6 protein-coding genes are annotated in these 21,684 nt (G+C 61.0%); 5 read left to right on the top strand and 1 reads right to left on the bottom strand.

Translation table 11 applies throughout. The features are described from left to right. Positions 1–435: 435 nt before the first annotated feature. Positions 436–2,490 (bottom strand): DEAD/DEAH box helicase, encoded by a 2,055-nt coding sequence (locus BPNPMPFG_RS37235; protein WP_128174832.1) that lies wholly within the window; start codon positions 2,488–2,490, stop codon positions 436–438. A 376-nt stretch (positions 2,491–2,866) separates the two neighbouring features. On the opposite strand from BPNPMPFG_RS37235, the gene BPNPMPFG_RS37230 reads away from it, so the two are divergent. The 5 genes from BPNPMPFG_RS37230 to BPNPMPFG_RS37210 all read left to right on the top strand — a co-directional run bounded on the left by BPNPMPFG_RS37230 (position 2,867) and on the right by BPNPMPFG_RS37210 (position 21,518). Beyond that, entirely contained in the window at positions 2,867–4,207 is a 1,341-nt protein-coding gene (locus tag BPNPMPFG_RS37230; RefSeq protein ID WP_258598810.1) for an anti-phage deoxyguanosine triphosphatase, read from the top strand. A gap of 1,341 nt (positions 4,208–5,548) precedes the next feature. After that, positions 5,549–5,935 carry an ectoine synthase gene (locus tag BPNPMPFG_RS37225; RefSeq protein ID WP_145721003.1) on the top strand — a complete coding sequence of 129 codons (387 nt, stop codon included), beginning with the start codon at positions 5,549–5,551 and terminating at the stop codon, positions 5,933–5,935. A gap of 660 nt (positions 5,936–6,595) precedes the next feature. After that, the gene (locus BPNPMPFG_RS37220; RefSeq protein ID WP_258598804.1) at positions 6,596–7,192 is read left to right on the top strand and encodes a formyltransferase family protein; all 597 of its coding nucleotides are present in this window, start codon (positions 6,596–6,598) and stop codon (positions 7,190–7,192) included. Then, on the top strand, positions 7,192–20,709 hold the full coding sequence (locus tag BPNPMPFG_RS37215) for a non-ribosomal peptide synthetase (protein WP_258598802.1): 13,518 nt from the start codon (positions 7,192–7,194) through the stop codon (positions 20,707–20,709). The genes BPNPMPFG_RS37220 and BPNPMPFG_RS37215 overlap by 1 nt, the downstream gene beginning before the upstream one ends. Before the next feature lie 209 nt (positions 20,710–20,918). Further along, on the top strand, positions 20,919–21,518 hold the full coding sequence (locus BPNPMPFG_RS37210; RefSeq protein ID WP_258598800.1) for a 4'-phosphopantetheinyl transferase family protein: 600 nt from the start codon (positions 20,919–20,921) through the stop codon (positions 21,516–21,518). Positions 21,519–21,684: the final 166 nt, after the last annotated feature.

Below are 21,684 nucleotides of genomic sequence, written 5' to 3'. Positions count from 1 at the left end.
GCGCCTGGTTTCGGCCGTTCAAGTCAACCCAACCGTTTCTCGAAAGCGGACATGATGCGCGGCGGCACGAGGAAACGATCTTCGCGCAGGCTATACTCGGCCGCTTGTTGGGGCCTGCAATTCTTGATCAAGGGCGCGTATCATTGTCTGTTGCACGGTTCAATTTTCCCCTACCCGTGATTATCAGGTGGTCACCTTATGATGGCGGCGCGATTCCCAGACTTGCGTAAATGATCTTTAGCTTAGCCCATGCTGTGTCGAGCATCTCTTTAGCCGGAACCAAGCTATAACTATAATCATCGTTTGTTGGATTTGTTTTGACGACAAGGCACATCTCACCCTTTGCAATTGTGTGACTGGTGTTACGCCGACATTTTCGTTGTCGTTGCGCCTCTTCGACGGATACATGAATAAGGATATCTCTAACCTTGGGCATTATGACCCGATCTCCTTTCGAATGGCGTCCCGAACCTGATCGCCGAGCACGTCCAGAGCCGCCAGTGCATCCTCATTGTCGTCGGCGCCGGGCTCTTTCCGGCTACCCGAGGCGATGCCCAGATGCTCGTTGACTGCGGTGTGCAAGAGGCTGGCGACTGCTGCCCGGTTGTCTCGGCCAGCGACCGTCTTGATCGCCTTACCGACTTCACGGCCTGCGATCGTATATCCAAGGTCCTTCAGGATGCGGGCAACGACGGAATTCGTGCGCTGCGAAAGCCGCCTGCGGGCTTGAACGCGCCGGCTTTGCGGCTGCACTGGCAGGCTCGCGACCTCGGCCAAATCGGCGCGGTCTTGTTGTTTATTCCGCAAGGTTTCGCGCAGCACTTCTTTCTTGATAAGGTCGCGGAGCCGAATCCCGCCTCCAATTTCGTGGTTGAGCATTTCTTCAAGAACGCGGTCGTCTTCGGGATCGAGGAACGAGCGGTTGATGAACGATCCAATGATCTCGCTGTCGACCAACATGCCAACGTCAAAGCGACGCGGTTCACCGCTGCCGTCCCCTTCCGGCTCCTCGTCCTGACCCTGCAGCCATTTTCTGATGAGGGCCTGGTCATCGAAGTCAATCTCACGGAAGTCGTCCCAATGCGCATCGGTGTTCAACCCGACGTGAGAGACGACATAAGCGTTGTTGTCCTGGTGTTCCGGTTTCGCCTCATGCACGACACGCATCACGCGGCCGACGAATTGGATGTAGGGAGAGAGACTGGCGAAGGGTCGGAAGATCGCGGCGACGCTAAGCGGGGGATGGTCGAAGCCCTCTCCCAGCATCTGCACCTGCACGATGCAATCGAGCCTCCCACCACGGAGGTTTTCGATCACCCGGTCCTTTAGCTCGTCGGCCATCTCGCCATAAATTTCCTGCGCTTTCAGCCCGCGCTCTTCGTACAGGGAGCGCACTTGGCGGGCGTGATCGACGGAGCAGGCTACCGCTATAATCTGATGCCTGAAGCCGGTGCGCTCGCGTAGTTCCCGGAGGTACTTAATGCTCGCGTCGACGATGTGGGCGTTGCATTCCGGCGCAAGCGCAACGCCCCGGCGGAACCAAGCGTTTTCCCGGAGTGTCATCACTTCTTCCAAGGTATGGCGACGTGTATCGTCCCTGTAGGTGAAATATAGTTCGGAAGGTGCGACGTTGCGCGAATGAATCTGCTTAATGTATCCCTTTACCATCGCCCTGGTATAGGGATAGCGATAGATTACCTTGCCGAGCGGACGTGTGCCATCGCCGCGGAACGGCGTGGCTGTGAGGCTGACGACCTTGGCATTCGGAAATTTCTCGAAGACCTTGGTCCAGCTTGCTGCAACATTGTGGTGGCCTTCGTCCACCATGATAATATCGAAATAGTTCGGCGGGAACTGCGGCAACCACCTGTCGGCCGAACTGGCGAGCTGATGAATATTTGTGACGACAAATTGGCTGTCATTGCAATCGTGAAGGTTGGCGTCGACACCGTCCAAAACAGCCCGGAATGGGCCAGCTGAGAAATCGTGCAGCACGGCGGCGCGCCGCCAGAAGTTTTTGGGGTTCGTGATGTCCAGCGCTTCTGCGACGCCTTTCCTGATCGTCAAATTCGGGGTGATGACGAGCGCCCGTCCTTGGGCAATGCCAAAGGGCAACGTGGCGATGACACCCGTCTTTCCGCAACCGACCGGTATCTGGAGTATCACAGGCTCATTCGATGCCGCGAAGTGGGTGCGAACTGCCTTATGTGCGCCCTGCTGCGGCTCGCGTACCAAGACGTTCGCCTCGATGTCGGCCGTCAGAGTTTGAAAAAGATGTTCATCATCCGAAACCGCTTGCTCGGCGCGCTTATATTCGAGACGAAATGGTTCGAGGTCAGCCCGTCGATAAAAGCGGTAGCCGCTGCCCGGCCGCCTTACGGGTTTCAGCTTCTCGGCGGCATCCCAACGTCGAAGAGTATCCTTTGAGACACCGACGTAATCGGCGGCATCCGCAAGCGATAGAAAATCAGGCCGATCATTCTGCATCATGCCGCAACATCATGCAACCTTATGCAAATGTCAACAGCTCATTTAGAAGCTAAGATTACCGCTGGGCGCCTCGCAAGTTCGTGGGGTGCGGTTGAAATGTTCATGTCCCAACATCGTTGGGATAGATGCAGGCCTGCCTGTTCCAAAGAAGATGCACGGAAGCGGGCACATCACCTTATCAAGTGCTTTCCATCGGACGCAAAGTGAGACGGGCGACACCTGTCTCGGTGGCCGATCGCAACGGCCACGCCCATGACTGCCTTGCAGAAGCCTTTGACACCACCTTTAATGTCTTGATCTTGGTCTACCCGGTGAGTTCGAGGTTAATGGCCAGCTGAACGGGTCATCTTAGTTGTGTCGTTTGCAGGGAGCGGCGATGGTGTGGGCAGATCGCCGCGAGGCATGGCAACAACGATCATTCGACGCGCGCACGCCAGGCGATGTCGATTATGCGCGCGTCATCCACTCTGCTTCATTTCGGCGCCTCCAAGGCAAAACCCAGATCTTGAATCTGGGCGACAGCGACTTTTACAGAACACGTCTCACGCACTCGCTCGAGGTAGCGCAGATAGCTGTCGGGCTGACGATCCAACTCCGGCACAACCTGCCTAGCCACAATGCAATCCATTACCTGCCCGAGCGAAGTATGATGCAGGCGATCGCCTGCACGCACGATCTCGGCCATCCGCCATTCGGCCATGGCGGTGAGGTCGCGCTAAACTATTGCATGCGCGATGCCGGCGGCTTTGAGGGTAACGGGCAGACGCTTCGCATCCTCTCGAAGCTTGAGAAGATGTCGAAAGCAGCTGGCTCCAACCTCACGCGCGAAACGATGCTCGGCGTGCTCAAATATCCCGTGGCGTACAAGGAAGCCGCAAGCCCAAGCAAGAGACCGAAGCTCTTGGAAGATACTAGTGGTACGCCAATCCTCGATCGAAAGGCGTCGAAACCACCGAAATGCTACCTCGATTGCGAACAGGGTGTCGTCGACTGGCTTCTCGAGCCGCTCGCGCCGGCCGATCGAGAGGAGTTCCAAGCGTTCAACGAGGTGCCGGGTAAGCATCAAGAAGCCCGGCATAAATCGTTTGCATGCACTCTGATGGATCTGGCAGACGACATCAGCTTCGGTATTCACGATCTCGAAGATGTGCTGGCGATGCAGCTTATTTCGCGGGTCGATTTCGAGAAGCACGTGACGCCTCAGCATTGCACCGCGCTGTTGGACTATCTCAATTCGGAATACCCAGGCCAATACGGTAATGACGTCTATGCAGGGTTTGCTAACCGGCTCTTTGGCGACGGGAACGAGCGGAAACATCAGATCAATCGCGTTCTGAATATGGTGATCCCTTCCGTCGATATTCGCGAGAAAGCGGAGTTCGCCGAACCGCGGATTAAATATCAAGCCGTGCTCCCGGCGCCGGTGATGGCATTTGTGGTGGCGATCAAGGACCTCGTACGGGAGGAAGTCATCTACAGCCCAAGCGTTCAGCACCTCGAGTTCAAAGGCCAGATGATGGTCATCGCTGTCTTTGAGGTGATGCGTTCGGACCCGAAGAAATTTCTGCCAGCCGACGTTTTTGAACGATATAAGGAGGCTTCCGATCCCTTGCGCCACATCTGTGACTATGTCGCCGGCATGACGGATGGGTATTTGCTGAGGACCTATGACCGACTGTTCAGCCCTAGGATGGGCTCCGTATTCGATAGACTTTAGCCGACGCGCCGTGACGTTGTCGCACGCCAGGGAATACGCCACTGTGCAATTTATTGTATTCACGAACTACATCGCTATCGTTGGCCATTAACTCTGAGGGTCTATCAGATGGCTCGAATGTCGCCAGGTCCGCTTAAGGAGGTTCCGAGCAGTTAACCTGCCGTTCCGCTTCCGGCCCCGTTGCGGCCATTTCTGAACTCCCGCATTTTGTTTTTTCCAGCGCGAAATTGGCCTTAGGCGATGAATGGAAAACGCCCAGATGTTCCTGGTTTGTGCTCGAAAAGTCGCATAAATGGCAGTGTGGTATGCTGTCCAGAATTATCTGTCGTTGATGAGACTCCAAGTCCAGAATTATCTGTCGTCGGCCTGATGCTAAGTGGCTCATATTCCACCCTTTTCGCCAGAAGAGGTTGCCAATCCCCTTCGGTCAACAGGTTACCAATGTGCCTCAACGACAATTAATTCCGAACTGGCGCTAAGGGGCTGTCTTCATTAAGCTTATTGTGGCGCTGATTGGTAACCTGAGGCCACCCAACACGCGGATTGGTAACCCCACAGGAACAGGTTTTGGTAACCCTTATCGAATGAGTCGCGCTCGCACTTCTCGGCGTATTCGTTTCAGTTCTAAGCCCGGCTTAATTCCGGACAACGACAGATAATTCTGGACGGCACAGTGGAACGTTGTCTACAAATCGGTTCTTGCAGAGGGGCACTGTTCGAACCTTCCGCTCAGCCGCAAGCGAACACGATCTCTGTCCCATCTTCATTCCTTGGCAAATCCGTCAGCCGGCATCATAATCGCGCCCTTCAGAGTCTCGGCGATACGCTCGAGCTTCGTATCTTGGCGTATCGAGGGGTCGAATGCATCAGGCCGCGTTGGAGCCGCATCCCTGACTACGATCTGCGGCTCTTCCCTGGCGGGATTAACGACAAAGGTCAGCCGTGCCGTCCCGCCTGTTCATTTCGCGCGTTTGACGGAATCCAGATAACCGGACAGCATTCTGTCCGCCGTCGCTTGGCAGTTTGTAAGATTGGCCTCACTTCCTTGCTAATCCTTCCACTCTCTAAACTAGCTGAAAACAGCCGCAAATTCTATCCCCTCTCTACTAGGGTGGCACGAGATTTGCTTCGATAGCCAACAGGCTGCGGAGTTGTATGAGTGTCGCGTGGCACAGCGAAGGAAGGAAACAACTTGTCAGATTTGCGACCGAAAACACTTTATGTGGTCGGTAGGGCATTCTGAAACATGCAACGCAGGCGGCTGTACCGCGCAGAAGTGGGAAAATCACGTTAGCACGCGCCCGACCCCGGCTCGGCTGCGGAGTACAAAAGGATAGCGCTATGATTGTGCGTAGCCTGCAGGATGTTGAAGCAACCGATCACTTCGTCGATTGGGGCAATGGGACTAGCCACCGTCTCCTGACGGACAAGGACGGCATGGGCTTCAGCATCTGCCACACCGTAGTGCGCGCTAACACCGTCTCGCTTCTGCAATACCGTAATCATCTCGAAGCTTGCTACTGCATCGCCGGAGAGGGCGAGGTCGAGGACATGGACGGTAATGTCTTCCCCATTCGCAAGGGCGACATCTATGTGCTTGATAAGCATGACAAGCATCTTCTACGTGGGGGCCGAGACAAGGACCTGATCCTCGTAAGTATCTTCAACCCGCCCCTCAACGGAACCGAGCGCCACAAGCTCAACGACCCGGCAGGTTCGGCATATTGAACAAAGTAACCAAACGACAGATTTATTTAAACCACCGCTCAATGCGAGGAACATCCAGCTTAGCCAACCAACACCATCCGCACCGCATGGACGCGGACCGCAGGGCAAAATTTGTTCGTTGTCTTGTTCAGATGGGCTCCGCTTTCCAATTGGTCTTCATTGATCAAACGGGGCTTTCCACGAAGATGTCCCGACCTAAGCGGCCGCAACCCAAGTGGACAGTGATGCCGTTGATGTTCAAGGCTTCCGTTTGGTTCGCCGAACACATCGGGCGAGATTCCGCAAGGCTTGTGCGTATTGAAAGCGCGCTCCTGTCCGGCGATGTCGGATAGGCGACATGGCAGTATTCTTGCTATCATATTGATTGAGAACAACTTCACCTTTGGCACGATGCATGCGTAGTCCTCTAAAGAGGCGCACAGACTGAGGAGAAGTCGTCGGCTGACCACGCTCACCGGAAACTCAGACGAGGTTACGGTGGCAACTGCGATACTGTCGGCGAAGGTATTTGATGGAGGGAGCTTGGGGGCCTTGGGAAGATACGGCTCAAGAGCTTCGTTACCATAAATGCACGCCAGATTGCACAAGCGATTGTTGGCGCCTCCCAGCAGATCCGAACCAGTGTGACGGATTAAGTGGGGCGGCGCCTAGGGGGTGAAGATGGCATATCGGTCTTCTTCGGCGCGCGCGGGTGCCTGCGAACCAGGCGATCGGGATAGGTATCCTGCGCGATCAATCTCCTCCGGCGTCTTTGTTGGCAGTGGTACCCTTGCAGTCAGCCGTGCTCAGCTGGCGATAGAAAGGGGCCACTTCATTGGTGCGGCCCTGTGTGGCGATGCCATATTTGCGGATTGGGCCGCTCGCGCCAACATCTCGTGCGTTGCGACTGTTGAAGAACTCTCGACGTTCCTGAACACCGAGCCGGTGGATTGGATTTTCTCTGTTGCCAATCCGTTCATATTGCCGGTGGATGTGTTCGGGCGGGTGCGTCAAGGTGCTTTCAACTACCACGACGGTCCATTGCCACGATATGCGGGAACGCATGCGAGGTCCTGGGCGCTGGTGGCGCAAGAGACCGAACATGCCATCACGTGGCATCGTATCGATGATCGTGTTGATACGGGCGACGTCGTGGTTCAGCGCCAAGTACTGATTTCGCCCACCGATACGGCGTTGAGCTTGAACCTCAAATGTTTTGAGGCTGCAGTCGAGGGTTTCCGCGAGCTTTTGACTGACCTCAAGAGCGGGAAGCGCTGATGAACAGAAGCTATTTTCCGAGACGTCGACGCCCAGATGCGGCCGGCTGTCTGCGATGGGATCGATCCGCGCAAGATTTGTCAGCGATGACGCGCGCCCTAGACTTTGGCCCGTTTCATCCCAATCCATTGTGTCTGCCGAAGGCGCTCGTAGGCGATGTGGTTGTAACAGTGAGACGCTTGGAGGTGTTGCCTCGACGCTCGGGCCTTCCGGCAGGTTGCCTGCTTGAAATCCACTCCAGCCACTGGCGTGTGGCGACGGGTACGCAGGATGTAGAGATTTGCTTTGGCGGCTCCGATGGTCAGGTGCTGGACGCGCGAGCCCTCGCCAGGCACTCCAATCTGGATGAAGGTGATCGACTTCCGATTTTGAGCGATGAACAAGCGCGGAGCATAACTGCCGCCCATGAAAAGCTGGCCCATTCAGAGGATTTTTGGCGACAGCGGCTAGAGCAGTTTAAAGCATCGCAGCTTCCCTTCGTGTCGTCGTCCGTAGCTGAGACGCCGCCCAGATGGCAGTCGAGTTCGGGGGGCATTCCAAGTGCTTTGGCTAAGCTGTCGCCACTCGATCGCATGGAATACTTGGTAACGGCTTGGCTGATCTATCTTGCCCGCATCACGGGAGAAGCAGAGCTTCAACTCGGATGCACGCCTGCATCGGATAGATCGCAAGCCGGTTCGAAAGCGGTTGAGATGCTTATCGCCTCTGTCGTGCCGATCGTAGTTACCATTGATCTTGCACATATTTTTGAGGAAGTGCGCGGGGCGGTGGCGGCCGAATTCGCTCGGCTGACGGAGCACGGCAGCTTCGCGCAGGACCTTATCGCGCGCTGCCCGACATTGCGAGGTGTGGAGGCATTACGATCACACCGGCCTTGGCCGATTGGCATCACGATTACAGCAGACTGTTCTGCCGCTGGCGATTTAGCTTCGAACGCGAGTTCTGAGACACCCCTATCCGGTGATTTGCTGACATTCGAGCTTTGCGCTCTGGATGGGAGCTTTCGATGGCACTTTGATGCAAGTCGATTGGCACCGGCGCAGATCGACCGTATAACGCAGCATCTGCAAACATTGTTGTGTGGCGTGATGGCCGATGCGGGGCAACCGGTCGGCTGCATCGATATCCTGCCGACCGCCGAACGCACGTATCTGCTGGAGGATCTAAACCGAACGGCGGCGGACTATCCTTCGGATCTTTGCATCCATGAGTTGTTCGAAGCGCAGGTGCGCCAGGCGCCGGAGGCGGCGGCGGTGGTCTGTGACGACGAGCGCCTGAGCTATGGCGAGCTCAACGCGCGGGCCAACCGGCTGGCGCATCATCTGATCACCCTTGGGGTCAAGCCGGATCAGCCTGTAGCGATCTGCGTGGCGCGCAGCCTGGCCATGGTGGTCGGTGTCTTGGCCATCCTCAAGGCGGGCGGCGCCTATCTACCGCTGGACCCGGCCCATCCTAGTGCGCGGCTGCGGCAGGTTGTCGAGGATGCCGCGCCGCGGCTGCTGCTTTGCGATGCGGCCGGTCGCGCCGCGCTCGGCCCCGAGGTGCTGACCGATTTGACGATGGTCGATCTGGATACGGCCACCCCGGCTTGGGCCGAGCGCGCGCCTTCGGACCCGGACCCGCGCACGCTTGGCCTCACCGCGCGCCGCCTCGCCTATGTCATCTACACTTCAGGCTCTACCGGAACGCCAAAGGGCGTCGAAATGTCCCACGGCTCGCTTGTGAATTCGCTCGCGGGGGTTGGCACGTCAAAACTACGCACACTTCAATTCGCGCCCCTGAACTTCGATGTGTCCTCCCAGGAATTGTTCATTTGCTGGAAGGAGGGTGGACTGCTCGTGCTCTTGCGGGAAGAAACCCGCAGGGACTTCTCCGACTTGCTCGAGTTCGTGAAGGGGGAAGCGATCGAGCGGCTTTTCCTTCCATTCGTAGCACTGAACCATTTTGCGGAGGTCTGGCGCGGGCAGCAAGTGCGGCTGCCCTCTTTAACAGAGATCTATACAGCCGGTGAGCAATTGCAGGCCACTCCAGGGCTTAGGGCGTTCTTCGAAGCACATCCAAAGGCGAGATTGATCAACCAATACGGGTCGACAGAAATCAACGTCATTGCCGAGCACCGGCTTGCAGCTGACCCATCATGGTGGCCTCAATTGCCTCCCCTCGGCCGTCCGATTGCGAACACGCGGGTGTATCTGCTGGACGGTCATGGTGCTCCCGTGCCGTTCGGGGCGGTGGGCGAGCTCTATATCGGCGGGGCAGGCGTTGCGCGTGGCTACCTGAACCGCCCGGAGCTGACGGCGGAGCGGTTTTTGGCCGACCCGTTCAGTGATGAGGCAGGCGCCCGGATGTACCGGACCGGTGACCTGGCGCGCTATCTGCCGGACGGCAATCTGGAGTTTTTGGGCCGCAACGACGATCAGGTGAAGATCCGCGGCTTCCGCATCGAGCCGGGCGAGATCGCGGCGCGGCTTTGCGAGCATGCCTGGGTGCGTGAGGCGGTGGTGGTGGCGCGCGCGGACCGCGCCGGCGACAAGCATCTTGCTGCTTATGTCGTGTGTGGGCCCGAGGCCGGCTCGGACGAGGACGATGGCGGCGCGCTTGCCGGCGTCTTGCGCGCGCATGTGAGTGCACGGCTGCCGGACTACATGGTGCCGTCGGCCTTCGTGCGGATATCGGCGCTGCCGCTGACGGTGAACGGCAAGCTTGACCGCAAGGGACTGCCGGTTCCGGCCGACGACGCCTATGCGCGGGCGGCCTATGAGGCGCCGCAGGGCGAGGTCGAGATGGCGCTGGCGCAGCTCTGGGCCGAGCTTCTCGGTGTCGAGCGGGTCGGCCGCCACGATCACTTCTTCGAGCTCGGCGGACACTCGCTCCTGGCCGTGCAGCTCTTGAGCCGGCTGTCGCAAGCCGTCGGTGTCGGGCTGCCACTGGCCACGCTGTTCGCCAGGCCGGTGCTTTCCGATCTGGCGGCAAGCATCGTCGAAGTGTTGAGCCGCTCCGGTCCGCAAGACCTGCCGGCGATTGTGGCCGTGTCACGCAATGAGCCGCTTGTGCTGTCGTTTGCGCAGCAGCGGCTCTGGTTTTTGGCGCAGCTCGACGAGGGCAGCACCAACTACCACATGCCGCTGGCCTTGCGGCTGCGCGGTGGGCTCGACCGTGCCGCCTGGCAGCGCAGCCTTGATTGTTTGTTTGCACGCCATGAGGCGCTGCGCAGTGTCTTTGTCGCGCCGGAAGGCACGCCCCGGGTTGAGGTTCTGCCGCCGGAGGCGGGGCTGCCGGTGCTGGAGCACGATCTGCGCGACCGGCCGGATGCGCAAGCAACGCTTTCGGATCTGTGCCATGAAGAGGCGCAACTGCCGTTCGATCTGGCGCGCGGCCCGCTGATCCGCGGCCGGCTGATCCGGCTGGCGGACGAGGAGCACGTCTTCCTGCTGACGCAGCATCACATTGTCTCGGACGGCTGGTCGCTGGGCGTGCTGGTGCGGGAACTGAGCAGCCTGTACCGGGCGTTTGAGGCTGGACAAGACGATCCGCTGCCGCCGCTGGCGATCCAGTATGCGGATTATGCCGCCTGGCAACGGCAGTGGCTGTCGGGGGAGCGGCGGCAGAGCCAGGCGCAGTATTGGCGCGACACCCTGTCTGGCGCCCCGGCGCGCCTGGCGTTGCCAACGGACCGGCCGCGGCCAGCGCAACAATCGTTTGCCGGGGCGACGGTTCCGATCGTCATCGATGCGGATCTGACGCGGGGTCTGAAGCGGTTGAGCCGGCAGCATGGCACGACGGTGTTCATGACGCTGCTGGCGGCCTGGGCGGCGGTGCTGTCGCGCCTGTCGGGACAGGACGACGTCGTGATCGGCGTGCCGAGCGCCAATCGCGGCCGGCGCGAGATCGAACAGTTGATCGGCTTCTTCGTCAACACCCTGGCGCTGCGGCTCGACCTGTCGGGCGCGCCGAGCCTGGCGCAGCTTCTGGAACGGACGCGGCGCACGGCGCTGGCGGCGCAGGAGCATCAGGACCTGCCGTTCGAGCAGGTGGTCGAGATCGTCAAGCCGCCCCGGCATCTTGATCACACGCCGTTGTTCCAGGTGATGTTGGCCTGGCAGAACAACACCGTCGGGTCATTGGATCTGCCGGGGCTGAGTGTGGAGGCTGCCGGGGATGGGTTCGATCAGGTCAAGTTCGATCTGGAGCTCGACCTTGGCGAAGATGGCGATCAGATCGCCGGATCGCTGCACTATGCCACGGCGCTGTTCGATCAGGCGACGATCGAGCGGCAGCGTGGTTATCTGCTGGCGCTGCTGCGGGCGATGGTTGGCGATGCCGGGCAGCCGGTCGGCCGCATTGAACTGCTGCCGGCCGACGAGCGGGCCTATCTGCTGGAGGAGTTGAACCGGACGGCGGCGGCCTATCCGTCGGAGCGGTGCATCCACGAGCTGTTCGAGGCGCAGGTGCGCCAGGCGCCGGCGGCGGTGGCGCTGGTCCATGAGGACGAGCGTTTGAGCTATGGCGAGCTCAACGCGCGGGCCAACCGGCTGGCGCATCATCTGATCGCACTCGGGGTCAGGCCGGGGGATTGCATTGCGACAGTGCTGGACCGCTCCGTCGCTCTTGTGGTGGCGCAGCTAGCGATCCTGAAGGCGGGTGGAGTGTATGTGCCGGTCGATCGCGCTCTTCCGTCTGCGCGACAAGAATGGCTATTGGCCGATTGTGCTGCACGCCTGGTGCTTAGCCAGATTGACGGTGATGATCTGGTTGAGGCCACGATCCCTGTTCTGTCTATTGAGCCGCTCATGGCTGAGACTGGGTCTAGTGCCGACCCTGACTTGACGTTGAGCGCCGAGGCCGCCGCTTACGTGATGTACACTTCCGGCTCGACCGGCCTTCCCAAGGGGGTTGTTGTTCCTCATCGTGCGGTCAACCGGCTCGTCATCAACAATGGCTATGCGAAGATCGATGCCCGAGATCGTGTGGCGTGGGTGGGTAATCCCGCCTTCGACGCCAGCACATTTGAAGTGTGGTCGCCGCTGCTCAACGGTGGCTGCATTATTGCATTGGATGCCACGACCGTCATAAATCCTTCAAATTTTGCCAAGTCACTTAAACAGCAACGGGTGACAACCCTTTTTCTAACAACAGCGCTATTCAACCAATATACGTCATCGATCGCTCCAGCGTTGGCACAACTTAAGTACCTCCTTTCTGGAGGCGAGGCCAGTGACCTTCCCTCATTTTTGAGATTGCTGAGAGAAGAAGGTCCCGTACGCCTCATTCACTGCTACGGTCCGACCGAGACGACGACCTTTGCGACAGTCTGCGAGATCACCGCGATTGATGAGACATTCCGCCGTATCCCGATCGGCCGTCCGATTGCGAACACGCGGGTGTATCTGCTGGACGGTCATGGTGCTCCCGTGCCGTTCGGGGCGGTGGGCGAGCTCTATATCGGCGGGGCAGGCGTTGCGCGTGGCTACCTGAACCGCCCGGAGCTGACGGCGGAGCGGTTTCTGGCCGACCCGTTCAGTGATGAGGCAGGCGCCCGGATGTACCGGACCGGTGACCTGGCGCGCTATCTGCCGGACGGCAATCTGGAGTTTTTGGGCCGCAACGACGACCAGGTGAAGATCCGCGGCTTCCGCATCGAGCCGGGCGAGATCGCGGCGCGGCTTTGCGAGCATGCCTGGGTGCGTGAGGCGGTGGTGGTGGCGCGCGCGGACCGCGCCGGCGACAAGCATCTTGCTGCTTATGTCGTGTGTGGGCCCGAGGCCGGCTCGGACGAGGACGATGGCGGCGCGCTTGCCGGCGTCTTGCGCGCGCATGTGAGTGCACGGCTGCCGGACTACATGGTGCCGTCGGCCTTCGTGCGGATATCGGCGCTGCCGCTGACGGTGAACGGCAAGCTTGACCGCAAGGGACTGCCGGTTCCGGCCGACGACGCCTATGCGCGGGCGGCCTATGAGGCGCCGCAGGGCGAGGTCGAGATGGCGCTGGCGCAGCTCTGGGCCGAGCTTCTCGGTGTCGAGCGGGTCGGCCGCCACGATCACTTCTTCGAGCTCGGCGGACACTCGCTCCTGGCCGTGCAGCTCTTGAGCCGGCTGTCGCAAGCCGTCGGTGTCGGGCTGCCACTGGCCACGCTGTTCGCCAGGCCGGTGCTTTCCGATCTGGCGGCAAGCATCGTCGAAGTGTTGAGCCGCTCCGGTCCGCAAGACCTGCCGGCGATTGTGGCCGTGTCACGCAATGAGCCGCTTGTGCTGTCGTTTGCGCAGCAGCGGCTCTGGTTTTTGGCGCAGCTCGACGAGGGCAGCACCAACTACCACATGCCGCTGGCCTTGCGGCTGCGCGGTGGGCTCGACCGTGCCGCCTGGCAGCGCAGCCTTGATTGTTTGTTTGCACGCCATGAGGCGCTGCGCAGTGTCTTTGTCGCGCCGGAAGGCACGCCCCGGGTTGAGGTTCTGCCGCCGGAGGCGGGGCTGCCGGTGCTGGAGCACGATCTGCGCGACCGGCCGGATGCGCAAGCAACGCTTTCGGATCTGTGCCATGAAGAGGCGCAACTGCCGTTCGATCTGGCGCGCGGCCCGCTGATCCGCGGCCGGCTGATCCGGCTGGCGGACGAGGAGCACGTCTTCCTGCTGACGCAGCATCACATTGTCTCGGACGGCTGGTCGCTGGGCGTGCTGGTGCGGGAACTGAGCAGCCTGTACCGGGCGTTTGAGGCTGGACAAGACGATCCGCTGCCGCCGCTGGCGATCCAGTATGCGGATTATGCCGCCTGGCAACGGCAGTGGCTGTCGGGGGAGCGGCGGCAGAGCCAGGCGCAGTATTGGCGCGACACCCTGTCTGGCGCCCCGGCGCGCCTGGCGTTGCCAACGGACCGGCCGCGGCCAGCGCAACAATCGTTTGCCGGGGCGACGGTTCCGATCGTCATCGATGCGGATCTGACGCGGGGTCTGAAGCGGTTGAGCCGGCAGCATGGCACGACGGTGTTCATGACGCTGCTGGCGGCCTGGGCGGCGGTGCTGTCGCGCCTGTCGGGACAGGACGACGTCGTGATCGGCGTGCCGAGCGCCAATCGCGGCCGGCGCGAGATCGAACAGTTGATCGGCTTCTTCGTCAACACCCTGGCGCTGCGGCTCGACCTGTCGGGCGCGCCGAGCCTGGCGCAGCTTCTGGAACGGACGCGGCGCACGGCGCTGGCGGCGCAGGAGCATCAGGACCTGCCGTTCGAGCAGGTGGTCGAGATCGTCAAGCCGCCCCGGCATCTTGATCACACGCCGTTGTTCCAGGTGATGTTGGCCTGGCAGAACAACACCGTCGGGTCATTGGATCTGCCGGGGCTGAGTGTGGAGGCTGCCGGGGATGGGTTCGATCAGGTCAAGTTCGATCTGGAGCTCGACCTTGGCGAAGATGGCGATCAGATCGCCGGATCGCTGCACTATGCCACGGCGCTGTTCGATCAGGCGACGATCGAGCGGCAGCGTGGTTATCTGCTGGCGCTGCTGCGGGCGATGGTTGGCGATGCCGGGCAGCCGGTCGGCCGCATTGAACTGCTGCCGGCCGACGAGCGGGCCTATCTGCTGGAGGAGTTGAACCGGACGGCGGCGGCCTATCCGTCGGAGCGGTGCATCCACGAGCTGTTCGAGGCGCAGGTGCGCCAGGCGCCGGCGGCGGTGGCGGTGGTCCATGAGGACGAGCGCCTGAGCTATGGTGAGCTCAACGCCCGGGCCAACCGGCTGGCGCATCATCTGATCGCACTGGGTGTGAAGCCGGACCAGCCGGTGGCGATCTGCCTGGAGCGCAGCCCGGCCATGGTGGTGGGGCTGCTGGCGATCCTGAAGGCGGGCGGCGCCTATCTGCCGCTGGACCCAGCTTATCCCTGCGCACGGCTGCGGCAGGTTCTCGGCGATGCCGCCCCGCGGCTGCTGCTTTGCGATGCGGCCGGCCGCGCAGCTCTCGGCGCCGAGGCGCTGGCCGATGTCAGCGTGGTCGATCTGGAGACGGCCACCCCGGCCTGGGCCGAACTGCCCGCCTGCGATCCCGAGCCGCGCGCCCTTGGCCTCACCTCACGCCATCTCGCCTATGTCATCTACACCTCCGGCTCAACCGGAACGCCCAAAGGGGCACAGAATGAGCATCGGGCTATTATCAATCGCCTGATCTGGATGCAAAAAGCCTACGCTCTCAACGCGACTGATGTCGTCTTGCAGAAGACGCCATTTGGCTTCGACGTCTCGGCCTGGGAGTTCTTCTGGACGTTGCTTGAAGGGGCGACCCTGGTGCTGGCGCCTCCGGCTGCACACAAAGACCCCGATGCACTTGTAAACTTGATAATCAGCCAACGCATCACCACTGCACACTTTGTACCATCCATGCTGGTCAGCTTTATGGACACGAAGGGTGTTGATCGCTGCACATCGCTGCAGCGTCTCGTGTGCAGTGGTGAGGCGCTTCCTGCCTCTCTTGCGCAGAAGGTTCGGCGCGTATTGCCTTGGACTGGCCTGCACAATCTATATGGCCCCACGGAAGCTGCTATCGACGTAACAGCCTGGAATTGCCCGGCTGATTTTAATGGGTCAGTTGTCCCGATCGGGCGCCCGATTGCGAACACGCGGGTGTATCTGCTGGACGGGCATGGTGGGCCCGTGCCGTTCGGGGCGGTGGGTGAGCTTTATATTGGCGGGGCAGGCGTTGCGCGCGGCTACCTGAACCGGCCCGAGCTGACGGCGGAGCGGTTTCTGGCCGACCCGTTCAGTGATGAGGCAGGGGCCCGGATGTACCGGACCGGCGACCTGGCGCGCTACCGGCCGGACGGCAATCTGGAGTTTTTGGGCCGCAACGACGAGCAGGTGAAGATCCGCGGCTTCCGCATCGAGCCGGGCGAGATCGCCGCGCGGCTTTGCGAGCATGAGCTTGTCGGCGATGCGGTGGTGGTGGCGCGCCAGGACCGCGCCGGCGACAGGCATCTTGCCGCCTATGTCGTGTGTGAACCCGAGGCCGGATCGGACGATGGCGGCGCGCTTGCCGGCGTCTTGCGCGCGCATCTGGGTGCGCGGCTGCCGGACTACATGGTGCCGGCGGCGTTCGTGCGGCTGGATGGGCTGCCGCTGACACCGAACGGCAAGCTCGACCGCGAGGCATTGCCGGCGCCCGACAACGATGCCTATGCGCGCACCGCCTATGAAGCGCCGCAAGGCGGGATCGAGACGCTGCTGGCCGGGATCTGGCAAGAGCTGCTCGGCCTCGAGCGCATCGGGCGCCTTGACAACTTCTTCGAGCTCGGCGGCCACTCGTTGTTGGCGGTGCAGCTCATGGAGCGGCTGCGGCGGCTGTCGCTCGGGGTGGAGGTGCGGACCCTGTTCGCCCGGCCGGTGCTTTGCGATCTGGCCGCCAGCCTTGGCAGCCATCGCGAGGTGGCGGTGCCTGCCAACCTGATCGACGAGCACAGCACGGCGATCACGCCGCGGATGCTGCCTCTGATCGACCTGGCCCAGCCGGAGATCGACCGGATCGTCGCCACGGTGCCGGGCGGGGTCGCCAACATCCAGGACATTTATGGCTTGTCGCCGCTGCAGGACGGCATCCTGTTCCATCATCTTCTGGCGACGAAGGGCGATCCGTATCTGCTGGTCTCGCAGATGGCGTTTGCCGAGCGCGGCCTGTTGGAGCGCTATCTTGGCGCGGTTCAGCAGGTGGTGGACCGGCACGACATCCTGCGCACGGCCTTTGTCTGGGAAGGGCTGTCGAGCCCGGCCCAGGTGGTGTGGCGGCGTGCGCCGCTGGAGGTGAGCGAGGTCGAGCTGGATGAAGTTGGCGATCCCGGTCATGAGCAGCTGAAGCGCCGGTTCGATCCGCGCCGGCAGCGCATCGATCTTGGCCGGGCGCCGTTATTGCGGTTTGTGATCGCGCGCGAGCCGGGCAGCGGACGCTGGCTGCTGCTGCAGCTGCTGCACCATCTGATCGGCGATCACACGACGCTGGAGGTGATGCATGCCGAGATGCGGGCGGTGCTGGAAGGTCGCGGGCATGAGCTTGCCGCACCGCAGCCGTTCCGCAACCTGGTGGCGCAGGCGCGGCTGGGTGTCGATGCCAAGGCGCATGAAGCGTTCTTCCGCTCGATGCTGGCCGACATCGACGAGCCCACGCTGCCGTTCGGGCTAAGCGAGGTGCATGGCGACGGCAGCGGGGTGGGCGAGGCGCATCGGATGCTGCCGCAGGCGCTCAACGATCGGCTGCGGCAACAGGCGCGGCGGCTCGGGGTGAGCCTGGCGAGCCTCTGCCATCTGGCCTGGGGTCAGGTGATGGCGCTGAGCAGCGGGCGAGAGCAGGTGGTGTTCGGCACGGTGCTGTTCGGCCGCATGCATGCGGGTGCCGGGGGCGACCGCGCCATGGGCCTGTTCATCAACACCCTGCCTGTGCGGCTTGAACTGGACGGCACCGGGGTCGCGGCGAGCGTGCAGGCCACGCATGCGCGGCTATCCGAACTGCTGGCACACGAGCATGCCTCGCTGGCGCAGGCGCAACGCTGCAGCGGCGTTGCGGCGCCGGCGCCGCTGTTCAGCGCGCTGCTGAACTACCGTCACAACACGCCGGCGGCCAAGGCCGCCTCCAGGACGAACGATGGGCTGTCCGGCATGGAATGGCTGGGCAGCGAGGAACGCACCAACTATCCGCTGACCCTGTCGGTGGAGGATTTTGGCGAGGCGCTCGGCCTCACCGCCGAAGCAGCGGAACCAATCTCCGCGGATCGGGTCTGCGGCTACATGCAGCACATGCTTGAGCAATTGGCCCAGGCGCTGGAGCATGCCCCCAATACACCGGTGCGGGAACTGGACATTCTGCCGGCCGCCGAGCGCACCTATCTGCTGGAGGAGCTGAACCGGACGGCGGCGGCCTATCCGTCGAAGCGGTGCATCCATGAGCTGTTCGAGGCGCAGGTGCGCCAGGCGCCGGAGGCGGTGGCGGTGGTCCATCACGACCAGCGGCTGAGCTATGGCGAGCTCAACGCCCGGGCCAACCGGCTGGCGCATCATCTGATCGCCCTCGGGGTGAAGCCGGATCAGCCGGTCGCGATCTGCCTGGAGCGCAGCCCGGCCATGGTGGTGGGTGTCTTGGCGATCCTCAAGGCGGGGGGAGCGTATCTGCCGCTAGACCCGGCCTATCCCAGCGCGCGGCTCAACCAGGTGCTCGCCGATGCCGCGCCGCGGCTGCTGCTTTGCGATGCGGCCGGCCGTGCCGCCCTCGGCGCCGAGGATCCTGCTCAAGTGAGCATGGTCGATCTGCAGACGGCGACCCCAGCCTGGCCCGGGCTGCCCGCTTGCGATCCCGAGCCGCGCGCTCTGGGCTTGACCTCACGCCATCTCGCCTATGTCATATACACCTCGGGCTCAACCGGAACCCCCAAGGGCGTCATGGTCGAGCATCGCGGAGTGGTCAATCTGGGGCTGGCTCAGATCGAATTGTTTGGCGTTGGTTCAAACAGTCGAGTGGTGCAGTTCGCCTCCTTGGGTTTTGATGCCAGTGCCTGGGAAATGATTATGGCGCTTGGCTCCGGCGCCGCCTTGCATTTGCCTGCGGATGAGTTCCGCCAGGCGAGTGCCAGGCTATCGCATTATCTGAAAAGCGAAACCATCACCCACGCGACGCTGCCTCCGGCCTTGCTTCAAGAAGGCAGGAGCGCGGAATATTTGGCGTCGCAAGCTCTCATTCTTGCTGGAGAGCTGCCTAAGGCCGAACTCATCCGTCGCCTGCCTGCAGGATCTGTCATCAATGCCTATGGACCGACGGAAACGACAGTCTGTGCAACGACCTGGACTTGCCCGGCTGATTTTGACGGTTCGATCGTCCCGATCGGGCGTCCGATTGCGAACACGCGGGTGTATCTTCTTAACGGTCATGGCGCGCTGGTGCCGTTCGGGGCGGTGGGCGAGCTCTATGTCGGCGGGGCGGGGGTTGCGCGTGGTTACCTGAACCGGCCGGAGTTGACGGCCGATCGGTTCATCGCCAGCCCGTTTGTGGAGGGCGACCGGCTGTATAAGACCGGCGATCTGGCGCGTTATCTGCCGGACGGCAATCTGGAGTTTTTGGGCCGCAACGACGATCAGGTGAAGATCCGCGGCTTCCGCATCGAGCCGGGCGAGATCGCGGCGCGGCTTTGCGAGCATGAGCGGGTGCGCGATGCGGTGGTGGTGGCGCGCGCCGATCGCACCGGCGACCAGCGGCTCGTCGCCTATGTGGTGGCGAAGCCGGCGGAGGCGTCGGACGAGGCCGATGGCGCCGAGCTTGCTGGCGCGTTGCGCGCCCATCTGGGTAGCCTGCTGCCGGACTACATGGTGCCGAGCGCCTTCGTGCGGCTGGATGGGCTGCCGCTGACACCGAACGGCAAGCTCGACCGCAAGGCGCTGCCGGCCCCCGACGACGATGCCTATGCGCGGGCGGCCTATGAGGCGCCGCAGGGCGAGGTCGAGATGGCGCTGGCGCAGATCTGGGCCGAGCTTCTCGGTGTCGAGCGGGTCGGCCGCCACGACCACTTCTTCGAGCTCGGCGGCCACTCGCTCTTGGCGGTGCAGTTACTCAGCCGAGCATTAGATCTTGGACTGAACTTTAACGCCGCCGACCTCTTCCAAGCCCCTGTTCTGAAGGAACTTGCATCGAAGATTCATTTGGAGCCACGGCCCAGGACTCCGGGAGTGATTTCCGTACAAGCAACCGGATCGCAGCCACCGCTCTTCTTTGTCCCCACAGGTTTTGGCGATTGTTCCTACGTCCTCGGGTTGGTGGAGGAAATGGACGTAGACTGTCCCGTCTACGCCCTGCCATGGCCCCCCTTCAATAACCTTTGTCCCCCAACTCTTGAGGCGATAGCCACGGAGACCATCGAGGCGATCAGGAAGATCCAGCCGCAGGGTCCGTATCGTTTCGCTGGATACTCATCAGGCGGAATCTTGGCTTACGCCCTAGCCCAGCTCTTACTGGGTCTCGATGAAGCTATCTCTTTCATGGCGTTGATCGATGTTACGTTACCTGTAAACGTGGCAAAGATATCACCCATCCAAATGGTACGAGACGTCGTGCTCGATTCTTTTGAACCCTTGGATGATGAGAGCTTCGAAGTGTTGGAGCAATTTGCTGGACAAAGTTCAATCGCTCAGCTGCTTGAAAAGGGGCAGCAAATTGGGGCAATACCTCCGGATCGTAATCTCCATAACGATGTTTTGATGTATGAAAGGACCGCTCAGTTTCACGAGGCGCTACAAGCGTACCAAGTCCCAACCCTGCCAATTGAGATACATCAGTTTTATGCCACTGAGGCTCTCTTCAGTTCTCGGGCACGACAAGCTGAGAGTTCATTATGCCCAGAGGCACGTTCGCCGATGCGCGGCTGGGACCGGGTCTTGAGTCCGGAGGCCATTACTGCTGTACCGATTGTAGGCGACCACGTGACGATGATGAGTATTCTGGAAAACCGCAAGGCTCTGGCCCGAGCTATTTCAACGCCCTTAACGGGGCTTGAAAAAGATACCTAGCGAACTGCACCGAAGGTTCTGGCACCCAGACGAGGTCCAGTCTCGGACCGCGGCAATCCCAGATGTCGGAGAGTTCGGGCTCGGTGATCCAAATATGGGAAGTATATATCGTCTGCCGCCGCTCCTAATCGACGACCGAGTCGAGCAATTCCAAGGTCAAACTGCATTGGCTGAGCCTCTCATTCTAAAGCTCAAAGGGACCAGATAGAATGGAGACTATCACCATTGATCAACAGAACATCCTCGTCGGCATCCGTCCAATAGAACCGGGCGACGAATCCACCTTGTACGATTCCGAAGTTACCTCGTTGGGACGCGCTGTTACCAAAGTTCACCGCCAAAGCGGTGCTGCAAGAGTAGTCGCCAGAACACTCCTTGGGCAGCTGGGATTCCCACAACTGCCGATCCTAAAGACGCGCTCTGGTGTTCCGATCTGGCCATCCGGCATCGTCGGATCTTTGGCGCACCACGATACCGTAGCAGCCGCCGCCATTGCAGGGACGAAACGGATTGCGGCTCTCGGCATCGACATTGAGCCTAACGAACCTCTGCCGGAGAACCTGATTGAATTGATTGCCACCCCTAACGAGCAACGCATGTACGATCTACATCTGCTCAAGCGGCGGGACCTGTTCGTTTTGAAGGAGGCGGTATATAAGGCGTATTTTCCACTGCACAATCAGTTCATTGAATTCCAGGATGTGGAAATTGATCTCCCTGCGCGGTTAGGACACGTGTCGAAGGCAAATTGCACGTTTTCGCTCGAGTTACTTATTTCCAACAATGTAATCGGGTTGGCGTATTCATAGCCGACATGTGGTGACCTTGCCCCGCTGATCTAATCCGGTTGACGTTCGTTCTGGCCCATCGAGAGGACCAGGACATGAAACGTAGCCGATTTTCTGAAGAGATGGGGTTCTCTGATCGCGGAGCTGATTGCAAACTAAACACCTTATGTGTCTCGGGCCTGCTACT

The organism is Mesorhizobium sp. AR07, from assembly GCF_024746815.1.
Taxonomy (GTDB): Bacteria; Pseudomonadota; Alphaproteobacteria; order Rhizobiales; family Rhizobiaceae; genus Mesorhizobium.
Note: the sequence above shows the minus strand (reverse complement) of the source record. Positions and strands in the feature narration are given on the sequence as shown.

What these genes read in the sequence shown, in the direction of transcription:
- BPNPMPFG_RS37235 (WP_128174832.1), bottom strand. Translation starts at nt 2,490, where the DNA reads ATGATGCAGAATGATCGGCCTGATTTTCTATCGCTTGCGGATGCCGCC.
- BPNPMPFG_RS37210 (WP_258598800.1), top strand. Translation starts at nt 20,919, where the DNA reads ATGGAGACTATCACCATTGATCAACAGAACATCCTCGTCGGCATCCGT.
- BPNPMPFG_RS37215 (WP_258598802.1), top strand. Translation starts at nt 7,192, where the DNA reads ATGAACAGAAGCTATTTTCCGAGACGTCGACGCCCAGATGCGGCCGGC.
- BPNPMPFG_RS37225 (WP_145721003.1), top strand. Translation starts at nt 5,549, where the DNA reads ATGATTGTGCGTAGCCTGCAGGATGTTGAAGCAACCGATCACTTCGTC.
- BPNPMPFG_RS37230 (WP_258598810.1), top strand. Translation starts at nt 2,867, where the DNA reads ATGGTGTGGGCAGATCGCCGCGAGGCATGGCAACAACGATCATTCGAC.
- BPNPMPFG_RS37220 (WP_258598804.1), top strand. Translation starts at nt 6,596, where the DNA reads ATGGCATATCGGTCTTCTTCGGCGCGCGCGGGTGCCTGCGAACCAGGC.